Genomic DNA, 13,977 nt, shown 5'->3' with positions numbered 1-13,977 from the left:
TAGACTTCGGGCGGGACTATACAACAGGCGCCCTGAAAGCGAGAACCCGAATTCCGCGGCGTGTTGCGCTCCATCGAAGCGGTCGTGTAGGAATCTGCCATGCGATTTTGTCCGCAATGCGGCGCGCCCCTGCTGGCCGGGGCAAAATTCTGCGTGGAATGCGGACGCGCGCTGGACGTCGCAGCGCCTGGCGCGGGAGATGCAGGCACGGCGAGGGCCCCTGCACGCGGCGGTCGCAACAATATAACGACGGCGTTCGTGTTCGTGTTCGTCACGATCACGCTGGTGGGTCTGGGGGTTGCTGCGTGGATCATGATGAAGACGCCCGAAGTGGTGCGCGAGCAAATCGCAAGCGTGCCGCCGGGCGCCACGGTCCCCTCAGGAGCTCCCGCCTTGAATCCGGGCGCGGCCGCGCCGCAGCAGAATGTTCCGGCGAATCCGGCGGCGGGTGGAAGTCAGGGCGGGAGTCTGCCGGCGGGACATCCGACGATCGAGCTGCCGACCGAGGCTCGCAGTTTTGTCGATAAGATTGAACGTGACGCGATCGCGAAACCCAAAGACGTCACGGCGTGGAACAAATTCGGCGCAGTCTCGATGCGCGCGGCGATGTTCGATCAAACCTACTACGGCAAGGCCGAGGACGCGTACGGCCACGTGCTGAAGCTCGAGCCCGACAACCTCGACGCGCTGCGCGGTATCGGCGATATCGACTACGACAAGCAGCACTATGATGAAGCGATCGCCGCGTACGAGCATTACCTGAAAAAGAAGCCGGACGATCCCGAAGTTCGCACCGACCTCGGCACGATGTATCTCTACACCGGCAACGCCGATCAGGCGGTTGTGCAATACAAGAAAGCAATCGCAGCGAAGCCCGGATTTTTCCAGGCGTACTACAACATGGGAATCGCGTATGCGCAGATGAACAAGCCGGACGACGCGGCCGCCACGCTCAAGCAGGCGATTGCGCTGGCGCCGGACGACACGGCGCGCGATCAGGTGAAAGCCCTGATGGCGAAACTCAGCGGCGCGCCCGCGGCGAGCGCGTCTATGCAAGCCGCGTCGGCGAAGACGCCGGCAGCGGCGAAGACGCTGGCAGCGGCGAAGATCTCCGCAACGCCGGCCGCAGCAGTAGCCGCGAAGAGTCCAGCGGCGGCGAGCTCTCCGGCGGCGTCGGCAGCGATTGCGGCGAAATCATCTGCGTCGCCCGCGGCTGCATCAACGCCCAGCGAAGACGACTTTCACGACGCGGTCGAAACGATGGTGCGGGGCCTGCCTGTCGCCGGACCCAAGGTCACCTCCGTCGAGTGGCCCGACAAGCTCAAGGCCAAGGTCCTGATGGACAGCTTTCCGATGGATCAAATGCCCCCGTTTGCGAAGGCCAAGTTCCTGACCGATCTGAAGGCGGGAATCGACAGCGCCAAGAAAGACAACAACATTTCATCGCCGGTCGAAGTCAATATCGTCGACGGCGCGAGCGGCAGCGTGATGGAAACGATTACTCAATAGCTAATTGAGCGAATAGCCAGTCGCGCGACGGAGAAGCCAGATGCAGGGAAAGCTGGTCAAGCTGCGCGCTTACGAAAAATCCGACGCCGACGCGCTGCTCCGCTGGTTCTCCGACGAGGAGGTCACCCGATGGCTGGGGCCGCCCAATTTCCCGTCGCGCGCGCAGCAGGAAAAATTCATCGAGTTGGCGCAAGCATCCGGCGACGACGCGAAATATTTCGCGATCGAAACGCTCGACGGAAAGCTGATCGGCGACACCGGAATCAGATTTATCGACTGGAAGAGCCGCAAGGCCGAGTTCTTCATCACGATCGGCGAGAAACAGTGCTGGGACAAGGGCTTTGGCACCGACGCGCTCAGAGTAGTGATTCGCCTGGCGTTCGACAAAATGAACCTGAATCGCTTGTGGCTGACCACCCTCGCCGACAATCTTCGCGCGGTCCGCTGCTACGGAAAATGCGGATTCGTCCGCGAGGGACTGCTGCGGCAGGAGAGTTTCGTGGACGGAAAGTACCGCGACGTTCATTTGATGGCGCTGCTGAGAGAAGATTACGACCGAACTCGAGGTGCATGACGATGGCATCGAAATCTTTGGAACGGCTAAAAAAAATCGGAGACCGGCAGACCCTCAGTCTTACTCACTATGGACGCAAAAGCGGCCGCCCCTACGAAGTGACTATCTGGTACCTGGTCGATCAAGATGGGCTCTACCTCGTCTCGGCGAATGCCGCGCGCAACTGGGTGCGCAATGTGAAGGCGCGCCCCGCCATCTCGCTTCGGGTCGGCAACGAAGTCTTCAACGGCAACGTTCGCGCGATTACCGACAAGCAGGAACGCGACAAGGTCAACGGCCTGACCATGCGCAAGTACTGGTACGTCGCTCCGATGCTGCGGATGGGTCAGTTTCTAATGTCGATGGGAATGGTGCGCGACAATACCGCCGCCTTCGAAGTGATCCTGGCTGACGAATAGCCACTGCCTACGACGGCTCGCCGCCTTCGGCTACGCGCTTCAGGCTCTCGACCCAATTCTGATGCCCGCGCTCGAGCATCGGACGCAGATACCACCACGCGAGCTTCGGCACGAGCCCGTTCTGGCATTCCTCGGTGACGACCCGGCATCCGCCGCTGCCATCAGCTTCGATCAGCCAGCCGTGATAGGCGCGCAGTACGCCGCGCGCGTCCCATCCGAGTTCATGCGACGGTTCGAAAGCGATCACGCGGCTGGTAACTGTCGCGCCAAAGGTCTTCCAATTGAATTCAGTGTCAGGCGCCAGGTCCGGCGGATTGCCGCGAAGAAAATTCACGTTGGCGCTGTTGTTGTACCATTCGGGCCATTTTGCCGCTCGAATGAGCCAGCGCCAGATGCGCTCCGGCGGCGCATCAATCGCAATCTCGTTGCGCGCGTATACAGAAGAGTTGTCAGGTTCGAATCCAGGCGGCCATTTCATCGCGCTGCTTGCTCCTTTGATTGAGCATTTCTTTTATCCACAGATCGGTCGGTTTATCCACAAAAGCAGGCTTTCAGAACTTCGCACTCGAACGCGCCCGCACTATGATCGCCGCTCAAATGACGAAAAAGGAAGCGAAACAGCGCCTTGAAAACCTCGCGCTCGAAACGGGGCACAAGAGGAATTACTACGTCAAGCGAGCGCTGGTCGAATTCCTGGATCGCAACGAGCATCTGCTCGGCCACAGACCGACGCGTCCGACCGGTTTCTCGACCCTCGACCAGGTCCCCTACCGCCCGAACAGATTTCCGCTCTGATTCGCCCGCATTTTCTTCGCGCTGCTTGGCTCTTGATCCCTCGCCCACTCCGTCCGGCCGTCGAGGCCTCCAATACCTCGCCCGTTATTTTCACGGGAGAGGTTTTCTGGAGGCTGCAGCGGCCGGAACGGAACGGCGGCGGATACTCCAGAAAGAAATTTGGGGGCTGGGATTGCTCCCAGCCCCCTGCCGTCACCACATCCGCCGCCCCACCACATACCGTCAGGGCGCGAGTCTTGTCGCGCCTGCTTTAGTAAGTGGGTCCCGGAGAATTCGTCATCCCCATTTTCTCCGAAGACTGGCTGAAACTTTCTGCGCCGCAAATGGCAAAATCCGCGTCCGCATCCACCTCATCATCGCCAGTTCTCTTCGAAAACCGCCTCCCCACATTCCCCGGGACCCTTGAAACGCTTTCTTACGAGCACCCACTCGTAGTGCCGCAGTTCATGCATTTGTAGCAGGCGCCGTTGCGCACCATTATGCTGCCGCAGTCAGGACACGGCGGCGCGTCGGCCTGGTTGATGAACGCCTGCCGGATGCCGCCGTCCTTGCCGTCGCGCAAGCTGGCTACTGGAGCCATCGTTACGTGCGCTACATCCGATTTTGCGGTCAGGCTCTTTTCGGTTTCGATGATTCCGACTTCGCGCTTTGCTTCTTCGTCGAGGAACTTCGACGCCATCCAGCGGAACAGGTAGTCGACGATCGACTTGGCGTACGGAATCTGCGGATTCTTGCTGAAGCCCGAGGGCTCGAAGCGCATGTGCGAAAATTTGTCCACCAGGAATTGCAGCGGAACCCCATACTGCAGCGCGAACGAAATCGCCGTCGCAAACGAGTCCATCAGTCCCGAGATAGTCGAACCCTGCTTGGACATCGTGACGAAAATTTCGCCCGGCGTGCCGTCCTCGTACATGCCGACGGTGATGTAGCCCTCGTGGCCCGCGATATCGAATTTGTGCGTGATCGATTTGCGCTCGTCGGGCAGCTTGCGCCGCTGCATCCGATCGTCAGTTGACGCGATCACGGCCGCAGTTACGGTCTCGACCGCCTTCTCAGTCTTGCCGGTGTTGAGCGGCTGGGTGCGCTTCGATCCGTCGCGGTAAATTGCGACCGCCTTGAGCCCGAGCTTCCACGCGGTAACGTACGCCTCGGCCACTTCGTCCACCGTCGCTTCCGCCGGCATGTTAATCGTCTTGGAAATCGCGCCCGAGATGAACGGCTGCACCGCACCCATCATTTTGATGTGCCCGTTGTAGTGAATCGTGCGGGCGCCGGCGCGCGGCTTGAACGCGCAATCGAAAACCGCGAGATGTGCGTCGGCCAACTGCGGCGCGCCTTCGATCGTCTCGTTCTCGTCCAGGTACTCGACGATTTCCTGCACTTCCTTCGAGTCATAGCCCAAGCGCTTGAGCGCGCGCGGGACCGTGCCGTTGACAATTTTCAGCATCCCGCCGCCGACCAGCTTCTTGTACTTGATCAGCGCGATGTCGGGCTCGATGCCGGTGGTGTCGCAATCCATCATGAACGCGATGGTGCCGGTCGGCGCGATGACGGTCGCCTGCGAGTTGCGGTAACCGGCCGCGGTGCCGACCTTGAGCGCGTCGTCCCACGATTCGCGCGCGGCACGCAGCAGGTCGAGCGGAACGTGCGAAGGATCGAGTTGCTTATAGGCGGCGGCCTTGTGGCGCTCGATCACTTTCAGCATCGGCTCGCGATTAGGCGCGTAGCCGGCGAACGGTCCCATCTGCTCCGCCATGCGCGCCGACTGCAGATACGCCTCGCCCGTCATCAGCGCGGTGATCGCGGCGGCGTAGCTGCGGCCCTGGTCGGAGTCGTAGGGCATCCCAAGCGCCATCAGCAGCGCGCCGAGATTTGCATAGCCCAGCCCGAGCTCGCGAAACGCGCTGGCGTTCTTGGCGATCTCGTCGGTCGGGTACGAGGAATTATCAACGACGATATCCTGCGCCGTGATCAGAATGTCCACTGCGTGGCGGAACGCGCGCACGTCGAATTCGCCGCGCTCGTCGATGAACTTCATCAGGTTGAGCGACGCGAGATTGCAGGCCGAGTTGTCCAGATGCATGTACTCGCTGCACGGATTCGACGCGTTGATGCGCCCGCTCGCTGGGCAGGTGTGCCAGAGGTTGATCGTGGTATCGAACTGCATGCCGGGGTCACCGCATGCGTGCGCGGCCTCGGCGATCAGGTGGAGTATCTTGCGCGCGGGACGAGTCTCGGCGACCTCGCTCGACTTGACGAAGTGCGTCTGCCAATCGGCGTCGTCCAGCACCGCCTGCATGAAACCGTCGGTGGCGCGCACCGAGTTGTTCGCGTTCTGGAAAAACACGGAGCGGTAAGCGGGACCGTCGAGGGAGGAGTCGTAGCCGGCCTCGATCAGCGCCCACGCCTTGCGCTCCTCTTCGACTTTGCACTTGATGAAATCGACGATGTCGGGATGGTCGGCGTTAAGCACAACCATCTTGGCCGCCCGCCGGGTCTTGCCGCCCGACTTGATCACGCCGGCGCTCGCGTCCGCTGCCTTCATGAACGACAACGGTCCCGACGCCGTGCCGCCCGACGAAAGTTTCTCGCGGCATCCGCGCAGTGCCGACAGGTTCACGCCGGCGCCGGAGCCGCCTTTGAAGATCATCCCTTCGTTGCGGTACCAGCTCAGGATCGAGTCCATGCTGTCCTCGACCTTGAGAATGAAGCATGCGGAGCACTGCGGCTTGGCCTCGATGCCGACGTTGAAATAGACCGGGCTGTTGAACGACGCCTTCTGGTTGAGCAGCAGGAACTTGAGCTCGGCGTGGAAAGTGTCGCGCGCGTCGGCGTCGGCGAAGTAGCCCTGCTTGTCACCCCATCCGCTGATGGTATCGACCACGCGCGAGATCAGTTGACGGACGCTGTTCTCGCGCCGCGGTGTGCCGAGCGGTCCGCGGAAATATTTCGACACGACGACGTTGGTCGCCGTCTGCGACCATGCTCGCGGCACTTCGACGTCTTTTTGCTCGAAGACCACGCGCCCGTCTTCGCCAGAGATAACCGCGCTTCGGAGATCCCATTCGACCTGCGAATATGGATCGACGCCGGCGGTCGTGAAAAATCGCTCGAGCACGATGCCGCGGCCGGGCGCCGCAGAATTAACCGTAACCGCATTGGAGGCCGGTGCACGATCGGTCAGTTTTGACTTGGAATCCATCTCAAAATCTATCGCTCCCCCACCCATCACCGCATCCTCCCCACCTCAGTTACATGCGCGTTAAGCCCACATTTAGTTTCACTAGTCTCCGTCGCCGCGGTTTGGATGGCTTCGACGTAATCTAGAGTCACCAAGTGCGTCGTGGGCGACAATATGCGCGCGGCTAGCGCGGTCTGTCAAGCCCCGACCCCCTACAGGTAGTGTAGGACAAGGTGTGCACAACCCATATATTAGGTTGTTGATAACTTTTGGTAAATGTTCGCTCGTATTAAAAATTGTGACTGACCGATGAGTTCAAATCAGTTGCGCTAATAGATAATTGCGACCGGTTTAAGCTCGGCAAAAGTCGAGAACCATACAATCGGTATGCGTCCGACGACGGCGGCGCTATCGTGGACCGCTCGATGCCTACTCGACGCCACAAGGCTCCGGAACAGATCGGCGCCGCGATGCAGCCGCTGCTCGATCGCATCGACCGCGAAGGTCATTTCGCGATCGTGCGCCTCGCGAAAGCATGGCCTGAGATCGTCGGCGAGACGATCGCGCGTCGCACGGAAATCGTGTCGCTGAAATTCCACACCGCGGTCATCAAAGTTTCGGGAGCGATGTGGATACAAGAACTGAATCTCATGAAGTCGCAGATCCTCGCGCGCGTGACGAATCAAATCGGCGACGACGTGGTGCGCGAACTGCGCTTCGTGCAAGGGCGCTTGAGCCGGCGAGAGCGCCCGAAATTGCGCACGGTGCCGCGCGCAACGCGAAAATCAATCGAGCTGCCGGAACTGAAAGATCCCGAGTTGCGCAAGGCGTTCGAGCGCCTGATCGAGGCCTGGGGTCGCGCGTCGAGGTAAACAAATCACTTAATTGAATGTGAAACCCGCGATGGGTTTCACACTTCCTTCGGCAGGGGTGCCCCCTGCACCCAGTACTAGTCGCAAAATGGCGAAGACGCCCTTTGCTCTCAGGTTCTTTTTCTGGTGTCATTCTTGAGCGAAGCGAAGAATCCCGGATCCTTCCTAGCCTCTCTCCCATCAGGGAGAGGCCGACGCGCGTCCGCGCGCGGCGGGTGAGGGTCCGAATTCCTTGTTCTTCTCTTTGATCGGTAAACGGGAACAGCCCCGTCTACGTCATAATACTGTGAATCCTCTGCTATGCGCGTTCGTACTATCTAAACAAGAGATCTGTCGTGGTCGGCGAAGAATCTAAACAAGACCGGATTCTGCACGTGCTCAATCGGCTCGCGTTCGGGCCGCGGCCCGGCGAATTCGAGCACGTCAGCGCAATTGGACCTGAACGCTATGTGCAGGAACAATTGCATCCGGAGTCGATTTCCATTCCCGGCGACCTGTCCCGGCGCGTCAACGACCTACACACGCTGCACATGAATCCGATCGCGCTGTTCATCGAGTATCAGCGGCCGATCAATCTCGCGCGCAAGGACGCCAAGTCCGACGCGGGCGGCGACAAGGCGTCGATTGACAAGACGTCGATCAAGGACGCGACCAAGGATGCGCGAATCCAGCAGAGAGTCGTGATGCGCGAGGCGGTCGAGGCGCGGATGATGCGCGCAATCGAGGGTCCGCGGCAGTTGCAGGAAGTGATGACCGCGTTCTGGTTCAATCACTTCAACGTTTTCGCCGGCAAAGGCCTCGACCTGATCTGGACCGGTGCGTTCGAGGAGACCGCGATTCGGCCGCATACCTTCGGCAAGTTCCGCACGCTGCTCGGCGCGACCGCGCATCATCCGGCGATGATGTTCTATCTCGACAACTGGCAGAACACTAATCCCGGCAGTCCCGGCTCGAAGGGCAAGTTCGAAGGGATCAACGAGAACTACGCGCGCGAGCTCATGGAGCTGCACACGCTCGGCGTGAACGGCGGCTACTCGCAGGCCGACGTAATCGCGCTCGCGCATATTCTGACCGGATGGGGACTCCCCAAGCCCGCAGGCGGCGGTGGTGGAGGCACGAATCGCAGGCCTGGCGCCGCTGGTATGCCGGGTGCGGAGATGGCGGGAATGTTTCCATTCATGCGTCGCCGGCAGAACTTAATGCGTCCGGGAATTGCGGCGGTCGATCCGAGCGGATTCTATTTTGACGAATCGCGTCACGATTTTTCCAACAAAACTCTTCTCGGCCATCAGATCGAAGGCGGCGGGATCGACGAGGGCGAGCATGCGCTGGACATCCTGGCGCGCAGCCCCGCCACCGCGAAACATCTGAGTTTCAAGTTGGCGCAATATTTCGTCGCCGACGATCCACCCAAGGCGCTGGTCGAGCGGATGGCGCAGCGTTACCTCGCGACCGACGGCGAGACTCGTGCGGTGCTCGAGACGATGTTCACCAGCGCGGAATTCTGGGACCCGCGCAACTACGGCGCCAAATTCAAAACGCCTTATGAATACGTGGTTTCGTGCGTGCGCGCGACCGGCGTGCCGATTCGCAACTACCGGCCGCTGTACGGCACGATGCAGATTCTCGGCATGCCGCTCTACGCCTGTCAGACGCCCAACGGCTACGCCAACACCCAGGACGCGTGGCTCAATCCCGACGCGATGATGACGCGGCTCAGTTTCGCGACTGCGCTCGGCTCGGGAAATCTGCCGCTGGAAAATCCGCCGTTCGAAGAAGACGCAGGCGCCGCGCCGCGTCCCGAGCCTCCGGCGGTGCCGCGCAAGGGCGGCGGCAAAGTGAATATCAATTTCGATCCCGCGCCGCACGGACCGAAGATGACGCCGCCCGATCCCGTGCAGCTTGCGGCGACGCTCGGCGATTATTTTTCACCAGCGACGGCCAACGCGGTCGAGGCGTCGCCGACCAATCTTCGCGCGCCGCTGATTCTTGGCAGTCCCGAGTTCATGAAGCGCTGAGAAATTTAGATGAAGCAAAATTTTCAGAACACTAATGCGTGCATAGCCTGCAATCCTCGCCCGGCGACTGCTCTTAGCCGGCGCGCATTTTTGCGGCGCGCTGCCGTGCTGTCGGCCTCGGGAATCGTGCTGCTCAGCCCGCATGCGTGGGCCGCGCGCTCGCTCGAGACCGACAGCAAGCGCCGGTTGATCGTGGTGTTCCTGCGCGGCGCGGTTGACGGACTCAACGTGGTCGTGCCGCATGGCGAGCCGGCGTACTACGATGCGCGCCCGACGATCGCGATCGGACGTATCGGCGCCAGCGACGGGCTCATCGATCTCGACGGACATTTCGGATTGCATCCCGCGCTCGCGCCGATGCAGACCCAATGGCGCGACGGTACGCTCGCATTCGTGCATGCGTGCGGCTCGCCCGACCCGACGCGCTCGCATTTCGACGCGCAGGATTTCATGGAGAGCGGGACCCCCGGCGTCAGAACAACGCAGGACGGATGGCTGAATCGGTCGCTCGCCGCGATTCCTGGGACACATGGCCCGACCGAGGCGTTGAGTCTCGGGCCGACGGTGCCGCGGATTCTCAGTGGCAAGGTGCCGGTCGCGAATATCGCACTCGGGCGCGCGGCGGAGCGGCCGATGCCGATGGACCGGCCGGTGATAGAAGCGGCGTTCGACAAGATGTACGTCGGCAACGATTCGATCAGCCGCGCGTATCGCGACGGACGCCAGGCACGCATGCGGCTGATCGGCGAACTGACCCAGGATATGACGGAAGCCAACGCCGGCGCGCCGTCACCGCAAGGATTCTCCGACGACACCGACCGCCTGGCGCGGCTGATTGGACGCGATCCCACGATTCGCGTCGCCTTCATGGCGCTCGGCGGATGGGATACGCACGTCAGCGAAGGCGCGGCCCAAGGGCAGCTCGCAGGACATCTGAAACCGCTAGGCGAGGGGCTCGCGAGCCTCGCCAAGTCGCTCGGCCCGAACTACCAGGACACCGTCATCCTCGTGATTTCGGAGTTCGGCCGCACGATGCATGAGAACGGCAACGGCGGAACCGATCACGGACACGGCAACGTGATGTGGGTTATGGGCGGCCCGGTGAAGGGCGGCAAGGTTTACGGCAAATGGCCGGGGCTATCGACCGCGAGCCTCTACCAGGAGCGCGATCTCGCTGTGACGACCGATTTCCGCGAGCCAATCGCGACGGTCCTGCGCTCGCACATGCAATTCACCGACGCGCAGCTCGATCGAGTATTCCCCGGCCGTCCGCGCTCGAGCGGCAACGTCGACGGCTTGATCAAGGCGTGATGGCGGTACGCCGGGCCGGTTTTCGCCGGGGTAGCGAGATTTAATCCCAAGTTTTTTCAGATTTAACGCGGGCCTGCTCGCGCGAATGTCGTCGCGTGCGGTTTGATTTTCGACTGCCGAGATTTTTCCGGCGGAAGGAGATCAAATGAAATCGAGAATAGTTTCGAGGTTCACAGGCGCGCTCTATCTTGGGCTGATGATCGGAGCCTCAACGGCGGCGGCGGGTACGTCGGGCGCGGGAGTAATCGTGGGGCCGGTGGTGTCGCCTCCCTACGTGCTGAGCACCTTTGCGCAAAGCGAAAGCGGTTACAGCGATCCGGATTCGGTCACGTTCAACGCGACCGATATCTTCATAGGCTATGGCAATGGCGGCGCGCCCGACGGCTCTGGAGGCGCGATGAGCACGATCGTCGAATACGACATGACCGGCACAGTGGTCACGAAGTTTACGGTCGTCGGGCACAATGACGGCCTGCGAATCAATCCGGCGGACGGTAATTTGTGGGCGCTTCAGAACGAGGACGCGAATGCCAACCTGGTGGTCATCGACCTCAAGCATGGCGGGCAGACCGTGACGCAATTTCCGTCACCCGCCCCTCATGGCGGCGGCTACGACGATGTGGTCTTCACCAAGGGCGCGACTTTCGTCAGCGCGTCGAATCCGGCGAACAATCCGAACACGGAGCCGGCAATCGTCAGCGTTGATCTCGATGGCAAGAAACTCGACGTGGCTCCCGTGCTGGCGGGCAATGCCTCGGCGACCAACGTTCTCACGGGCGCGACGGTCACGCTCAACCTGCAGGATCCCGATTCGATGATCCTCGATCCATTCGGCGAGCTGATCCTCGATTCGCAGGGTGACGGCGAGGAAATCGTGGTGCAGTTTCCCGGACAATCGTGCCAGAGCGCGTTTGTCGTGCCGCTCACTTACCCGACAGGGGCGGATACATTTGCGGGCCTGATGGCTGACGACACGGCGTTTGCCACCGCGAACGCAGGATTCATAATTTTTGCGGACAAGGGTCTGCAGACGGTCTACAAGATCACGACCTCCTACTTCTTCATCGGGGCTGCATACACCGCCTTCCAGGATAACACAGGAACTTTCGGTTTCGTCGGGCGGACGGATTTCAGCACGGGCGTGAGCACGCCGATAATCACTGGCCTTGGCAATCCCGGCGGCATGGCGTTCATTCCATCGAGTATCGGAAAGATAAGTGTGCCGGAGATTCCGAAATGCGCGAAGTGAGCGCATCGAATCTCGCGGTAGCGATGTCAGTTATCAGCTTCTGAATATGAGGGCGGGCGCGACCGTGATGAGCAGTCCCGCCCGCCCTGCGTTAGACAGTCCCGGATCTCAGGGGGTGAGGATCCGAGCTGCCGCTATGCATTCTAATGGCCGCCCATCGGCAACCCGGGCAGCACCTGCGTCCCCTCGTGCTGAACCGCCTGCAAGTCGTTCGGATCCAGTCCCAGCGCCGTAAGGATCGTCGGTGCAACCTGCGCGGTCTCGACCGGGCTCGATACGGTCGCGGAATGGAATGACGGATTCGACAGCAGCATCATGACGTTGACGTCGTCGTGTGCGAAGCCGCCGTGTTCCGCGAGCTTCTTTCCGCTGTTCGAATAGGTCACGCCGATGTTCGGAGTAATCAGGATATCCGGCGCGCGCGAATCTCCGGCATTGTAGTACAAGCCAATCGAGGGTCCCGAGAAAATCTCGCCGATGCCCGCGATATTCATCGACAACGGAAGCGCGGGAGACACGGTCTCGAGCACGCCCACCTCAGTCGCAACGTCGCAGGTATTTTTGAGCCAGATCAGCGAAACGTCATCCTCTGTCGGTCCGATCTGGTTCAGCTCGGAATCCGGGATGCACGCGCTCAGGATCGAGACCGGATCGTTGGGAGAACCGTTCGCTTGATAGCGGCTGCTATCGACCGGCGACTGGCCGTGCTTGGCGGTGACGATGATCAGCGTCGAGTCGAGCATGTGTTGCTTCGTGAGTTCGCTCACCATCGCGCCAATCGAGCGATCGACAAACTCGATCTCCTGAAGCAGAGAAGGACTGGGCGTGCCGATCGAATCAGTGTAACCGCCCCTGGTGCTGTAAAGCCCAGGGATAGGCGGGGTCCCACCATTGTGCTGATAGATCAACTTCTGCCCGATGCTCACCGCCTGGAAGTTCATGCCGAAGATGTTCGGCACTTGGGTTTTGGCGGTGCCGTCGTGGTTCTTGCCATCAATCTCGTTGAGGATCGCATTCACCTTGAGGCCGTCATAGCACTGGATGTTCAGGAAGCTCCCGGTGTAGTCATCGTCAGCGGTTGCGGCGAATTGGTCCGGCAGCGGTTTGCAACCGGGGGGAATCAGCGCCGGGAACGCACCGGTCACAGGGTTCAGGTAGTTCGCGGAATTCGAGTTAATTTCCGGCGCGTAGTAGTCGTCGACATTGGTGTCAGTCGCGGAACCGGTCGGGCCGCCCACGGAAGAATACGAGGGATGCTTGTCAGACCAGGCCGTGTAACCTCTCGCGCCGTGGATAACTCCGAAAATCGTATTGACCCGGACAAAGTTCCACGGATAGACCGGATTGCATTTCGCGTCACGTTCCAGCCGCGTCGGATCGATCGAGTTGATCCCGCCGTCGCCGCTCGGCGCGCCACCGTTGAGATCCTCTTGAGAGCCGACCCCCGGCATATTGTTGATGTTGATGCCTTCGTCGAATTCGGTGCTCGTACCGGACGGGGTTCCTGGCGTGCAAGCGCCGCTGCCCAACAACCCGTTGCCGGTGTCGGCCATAGGAGGATTGAGCGCGCGGTCGTACGCAACGTCGTAGTTGACGCCCATCGTGCGCGGCGATCCGCCAGTCATCAGCGCCATCAGCCCGGGAAATGAATCCGACGGCTTCGAGGTCGAAGTGTTCAGGTAATTGACGCCATGGTTTCCAAGCGCCGCAAGATTCGGACAGGTGCCGTTGGCTGAGCAGTTGAGAAAATCCAGCGCATGCATCCCGTCGATGCTGAGCAGCAACACATGCTGGATGCGGTTTTGGTCACCATCGTCGCCACCGCCATTGCCGTGGGGATCGGCGAGCACGCCGGAGCCCGACGCCGTCGCCAGCAGGAATGCGCCAGCGATCAGGCTCGGTAGCCGTCTTTTGTTGATTGGTCTTCTCTGTTTCACCGTGGTACTTCCTCCGCGAAAATTAGGATGTGATGATCGGGAGGATTTAGCGGACGCGATCGCATGCGCCGATGACCGCGTCGTTAAGCAGTCTTAAAATTCCTGCTCGTGAAATGTGACTGACACATAGTGC

The 13,977-nt window shown here is 60.8% G+C and carries 11 protein-coding genes; 8 read left to right on the top strand and 3 right to left on the bottom strand.

All coding sequences use genetic code 11. From position 1 onward, the window contains the following. The first annotated feature begins 99 nt into the window (after positions 1–99). From VIW95_RS06215 to VIW95_RS06205, 3 genes are read left to right on the top strand one after another with little or no spacing between them, the layout of a single operon-like run. Positions 100–1,509 (top strand): tetratricopeptide repeat protein, encoded by a 1,410-nt coding sequence (locus VIW95_RS06215; RefSeq protein ID WP_331584567.1) that lies wholly within the window; start codon positions 100–102, stop codon positions 1,507–1,509. Between the two features lie 40 nt (positions 1,510–1,549). Beyond that, positions 1,550–2,083, top strand: coding sequence for a GNAT family protein (locus tag VIW95_RS06210; RefSeq protein WP_331584566.1), 534 nt, complete (start codon positions 1,550–1,552; stop codon positions 2,081–2,083). 2 nt (positions 2,084–2,085) lie between these two features. After that, positions 2,086–2,481 carry a nitroreductase family deazaflavin-dependent oxidoreductase gene (locus tag VIW95_RS06205; protein ID WP_331584565.1) on the top strand — a complete coding sequence of 132 codons (396 nt, stop codon included), beginning with the start codon at positions 2,086–2,088 and terminating at the stop codon, positions 2,479–2,481. A gap of 7 nt (positions 2,482–2,488) precedes the next feature. Here the strand turns inward: VIW95_RS06205 and VIW95_RS06200 are convergent, their stop codons facing one another. Then, positions 2,489–2,959 (bottom strand): SRPBCC domain-containing protein, encoded by a 471-nt coding sequence (locus tag VIW95_RS06200; RefSeq protein ID WP_331584563.1) that lies wholly within the window; start codon positions 2,957–2,959, stop codon positions 2,489–2,491. Between the two features lie 119 nt (positions 2,960–3,078). Here VIW95_RS06200 and VIW95_RS06195 point away from each other — a divergent pair, with 119 nt between their 5' ends. After that, on the top strand, positions 3,079–3,276 hold the full coding sequence (locus VIW95_RS06195) for a hypothetical protein (protein WP_331584562.1): 198 nt from the start codon (positions 3,079–3,081) through the stop codon (positions 3,274–3,276). A gap of 415 nt (positions 3,277–3,691) precedes the next feature. Here VIW95_RS06195 and VIW95_RS06190 read toward each other — a convergent pair whose 3' ends face one another. After that, positions 3,692–6,478, bottom strand: coding sequence for a vitamin B12-dependent ribonucleotide reductase (locus tag VIW95_RS06190; protein ID WP_331584561.1), 2,787 nt, complete (start codon positions 6,476–6,478; stop codon positions 3,692–3,694). A 404-nt stretch (positions 6,479–6,882) separates the two neighbouring features. Between VIW95_RS06190 and VIW95_RS06185 the strand changes: the two genes are divergently transcribed. The 4 genes from VIW95_RS06185 to VIW95_RS06170 all read left to right on the top strand — a co-directional run bounded on the left by VIW95_RS06185 (position 6,883) and on the right by VIW95_RS06170 (position 11,907). Then, positions 6,883–7,329, top strand: a complete 447-nt coding sequence (locus VIW95_RS06185) for a DUF721 domain-containing protein (RefSeq protein WP_331584560.1) — start codon at positions 6,883–6,885, stop codon at positions 7,327–7,329. 335 nt (positions 7,330–7,664) lie between these two features. Continuing rightward, positions 7,665–9,347, top strand: a complete 1,683-nt coding sequence (locus VIW95_RS06180; RefSeq protein WP_331584559.1) for a DUF1800 domain-containing protein — start codon at positions 7,665–7,667, stop codon at positions 9,345–9,347. 9 nt (positions 9,348–9,356) lie between these two features. Then, complete coding sequence (locus VIW95_RS06175) at positions 9,357–10,658, top strand: DUF1501 domain-containing protein (RefSeq protein ID WP_331584558.1); 1,302 nt, start codon at positions 9,357–9,359, stop codon at positions 10,656–10,658. 145 nt (positions 10,659–10,803) lie between these two features. Further along, positions 10,804–11,907 (top strand): hypothetical protein, encoded by a 1,104-nt coding sequence (locus VIW95_RS06170; RefSeq protein ID WP_331584557.1) that lies wholly within the window; start codon positions 10,804–10,806, stop codon positions 11,905–11,907. A gap of 143 nt (positions 11,908–12,050) precedes the next feature. Here VIW95_RS06170 and VIW95_RS06165 read toward each other — a convergent pair whose 3' ends face one another. Further along, positions 12,051–13,844 carry an alkaline phosphatase family protein gene (locus VIW95_RS06165; RefSeq protein WP_331584556.1) on the bottom strand — a complete coding sequence of 598 codons (1,794 nt, stop codon included), beginning with the start codon at positions 13,842–13,844 and terminating at the stop codon, positions 12,051–12,053. Positions 13,845–13,977 lie beyond the last annotated feature (133 nt).

This window comes from Binatus sp. (SeqCode) (genome assembly GCF_036522015.1).
In the GTDB taxonomy this organism is placed as follows: Bacteria; Desulfobacterota; Binatia; order Binatales; family Binataceae; genus Binatus.
The sequence above is the reverse complement of the archived record's forward strand: the minus strand, read 5'-3'. Positions and strand labels throughout refer to the sequence as shown.

Bases quoted from the DNA above. Each gene is read 5' to 3' on its own strand.
- VIW95_RS06215 (WP_331584567.1), top strand. From the start codon at position 100: ATGCGATTTTGTCCGCAATGCGGCGCGCCCCTGCTGGCCGGGGCAAAA.
- VIW95_RS06210 (WP_331584566.1), top strand. From the start codon at position 1,550: ATGCAGGGAAAGCTGGTCAAGCTGCGCGCTTACGAAAAATCCGACGCC.
- VIW95_RS06205 (WP_331584565.1), top strand. From the start codon at position 2,086: ATGGCATCGAAATCTTTGGAACGGCTAAAAAAAATCGGAGACCGGCAG.
- VIW95_RS06200 (WP_331584563.1), bottom strand. From the start codon at position 2,959: ATGAAATGGCCGCCTGGATTCGAACCTGACAACTCTTCTGTATACGCG.
- VIW95_RS06195 (WP_331584562.1), top strand. From the start codon at position 3,079: ATGACGAAAAAGGAAGCGAAACAGCGCCTTGAAAACCTCGCGCTCGAA.
- VIW95_RS06190 (WP_331584561.1), bottom strand. From the start codon at position 6,478: ATGGATTCCAAGTCAAAACTGACCGATCGTGCACCGGCCTCCAATGCG.
- VIW95_RS06185 (WP_331584560.1), top strand. From the start codon at position 6,883: ATGCCTACTCGACGCCACAAGGCTCCGGAACAGATCGGCGCCGCGATG.
- VIW95_RS06175 (WP_331584558.1), top strand. From the start codon at position 9,357: ATGAAGCAAAATTTTCAGAACACTAATGCGTGCATAGCCTGCAATCCT.
- VIW95_RS06170 (WP_331584557.1), top strand. From the start codon at position 10,804: ATGAAATCGAGAATAGTTTCGAGGTTCACAGGCGCGCTCTATCTTGGG.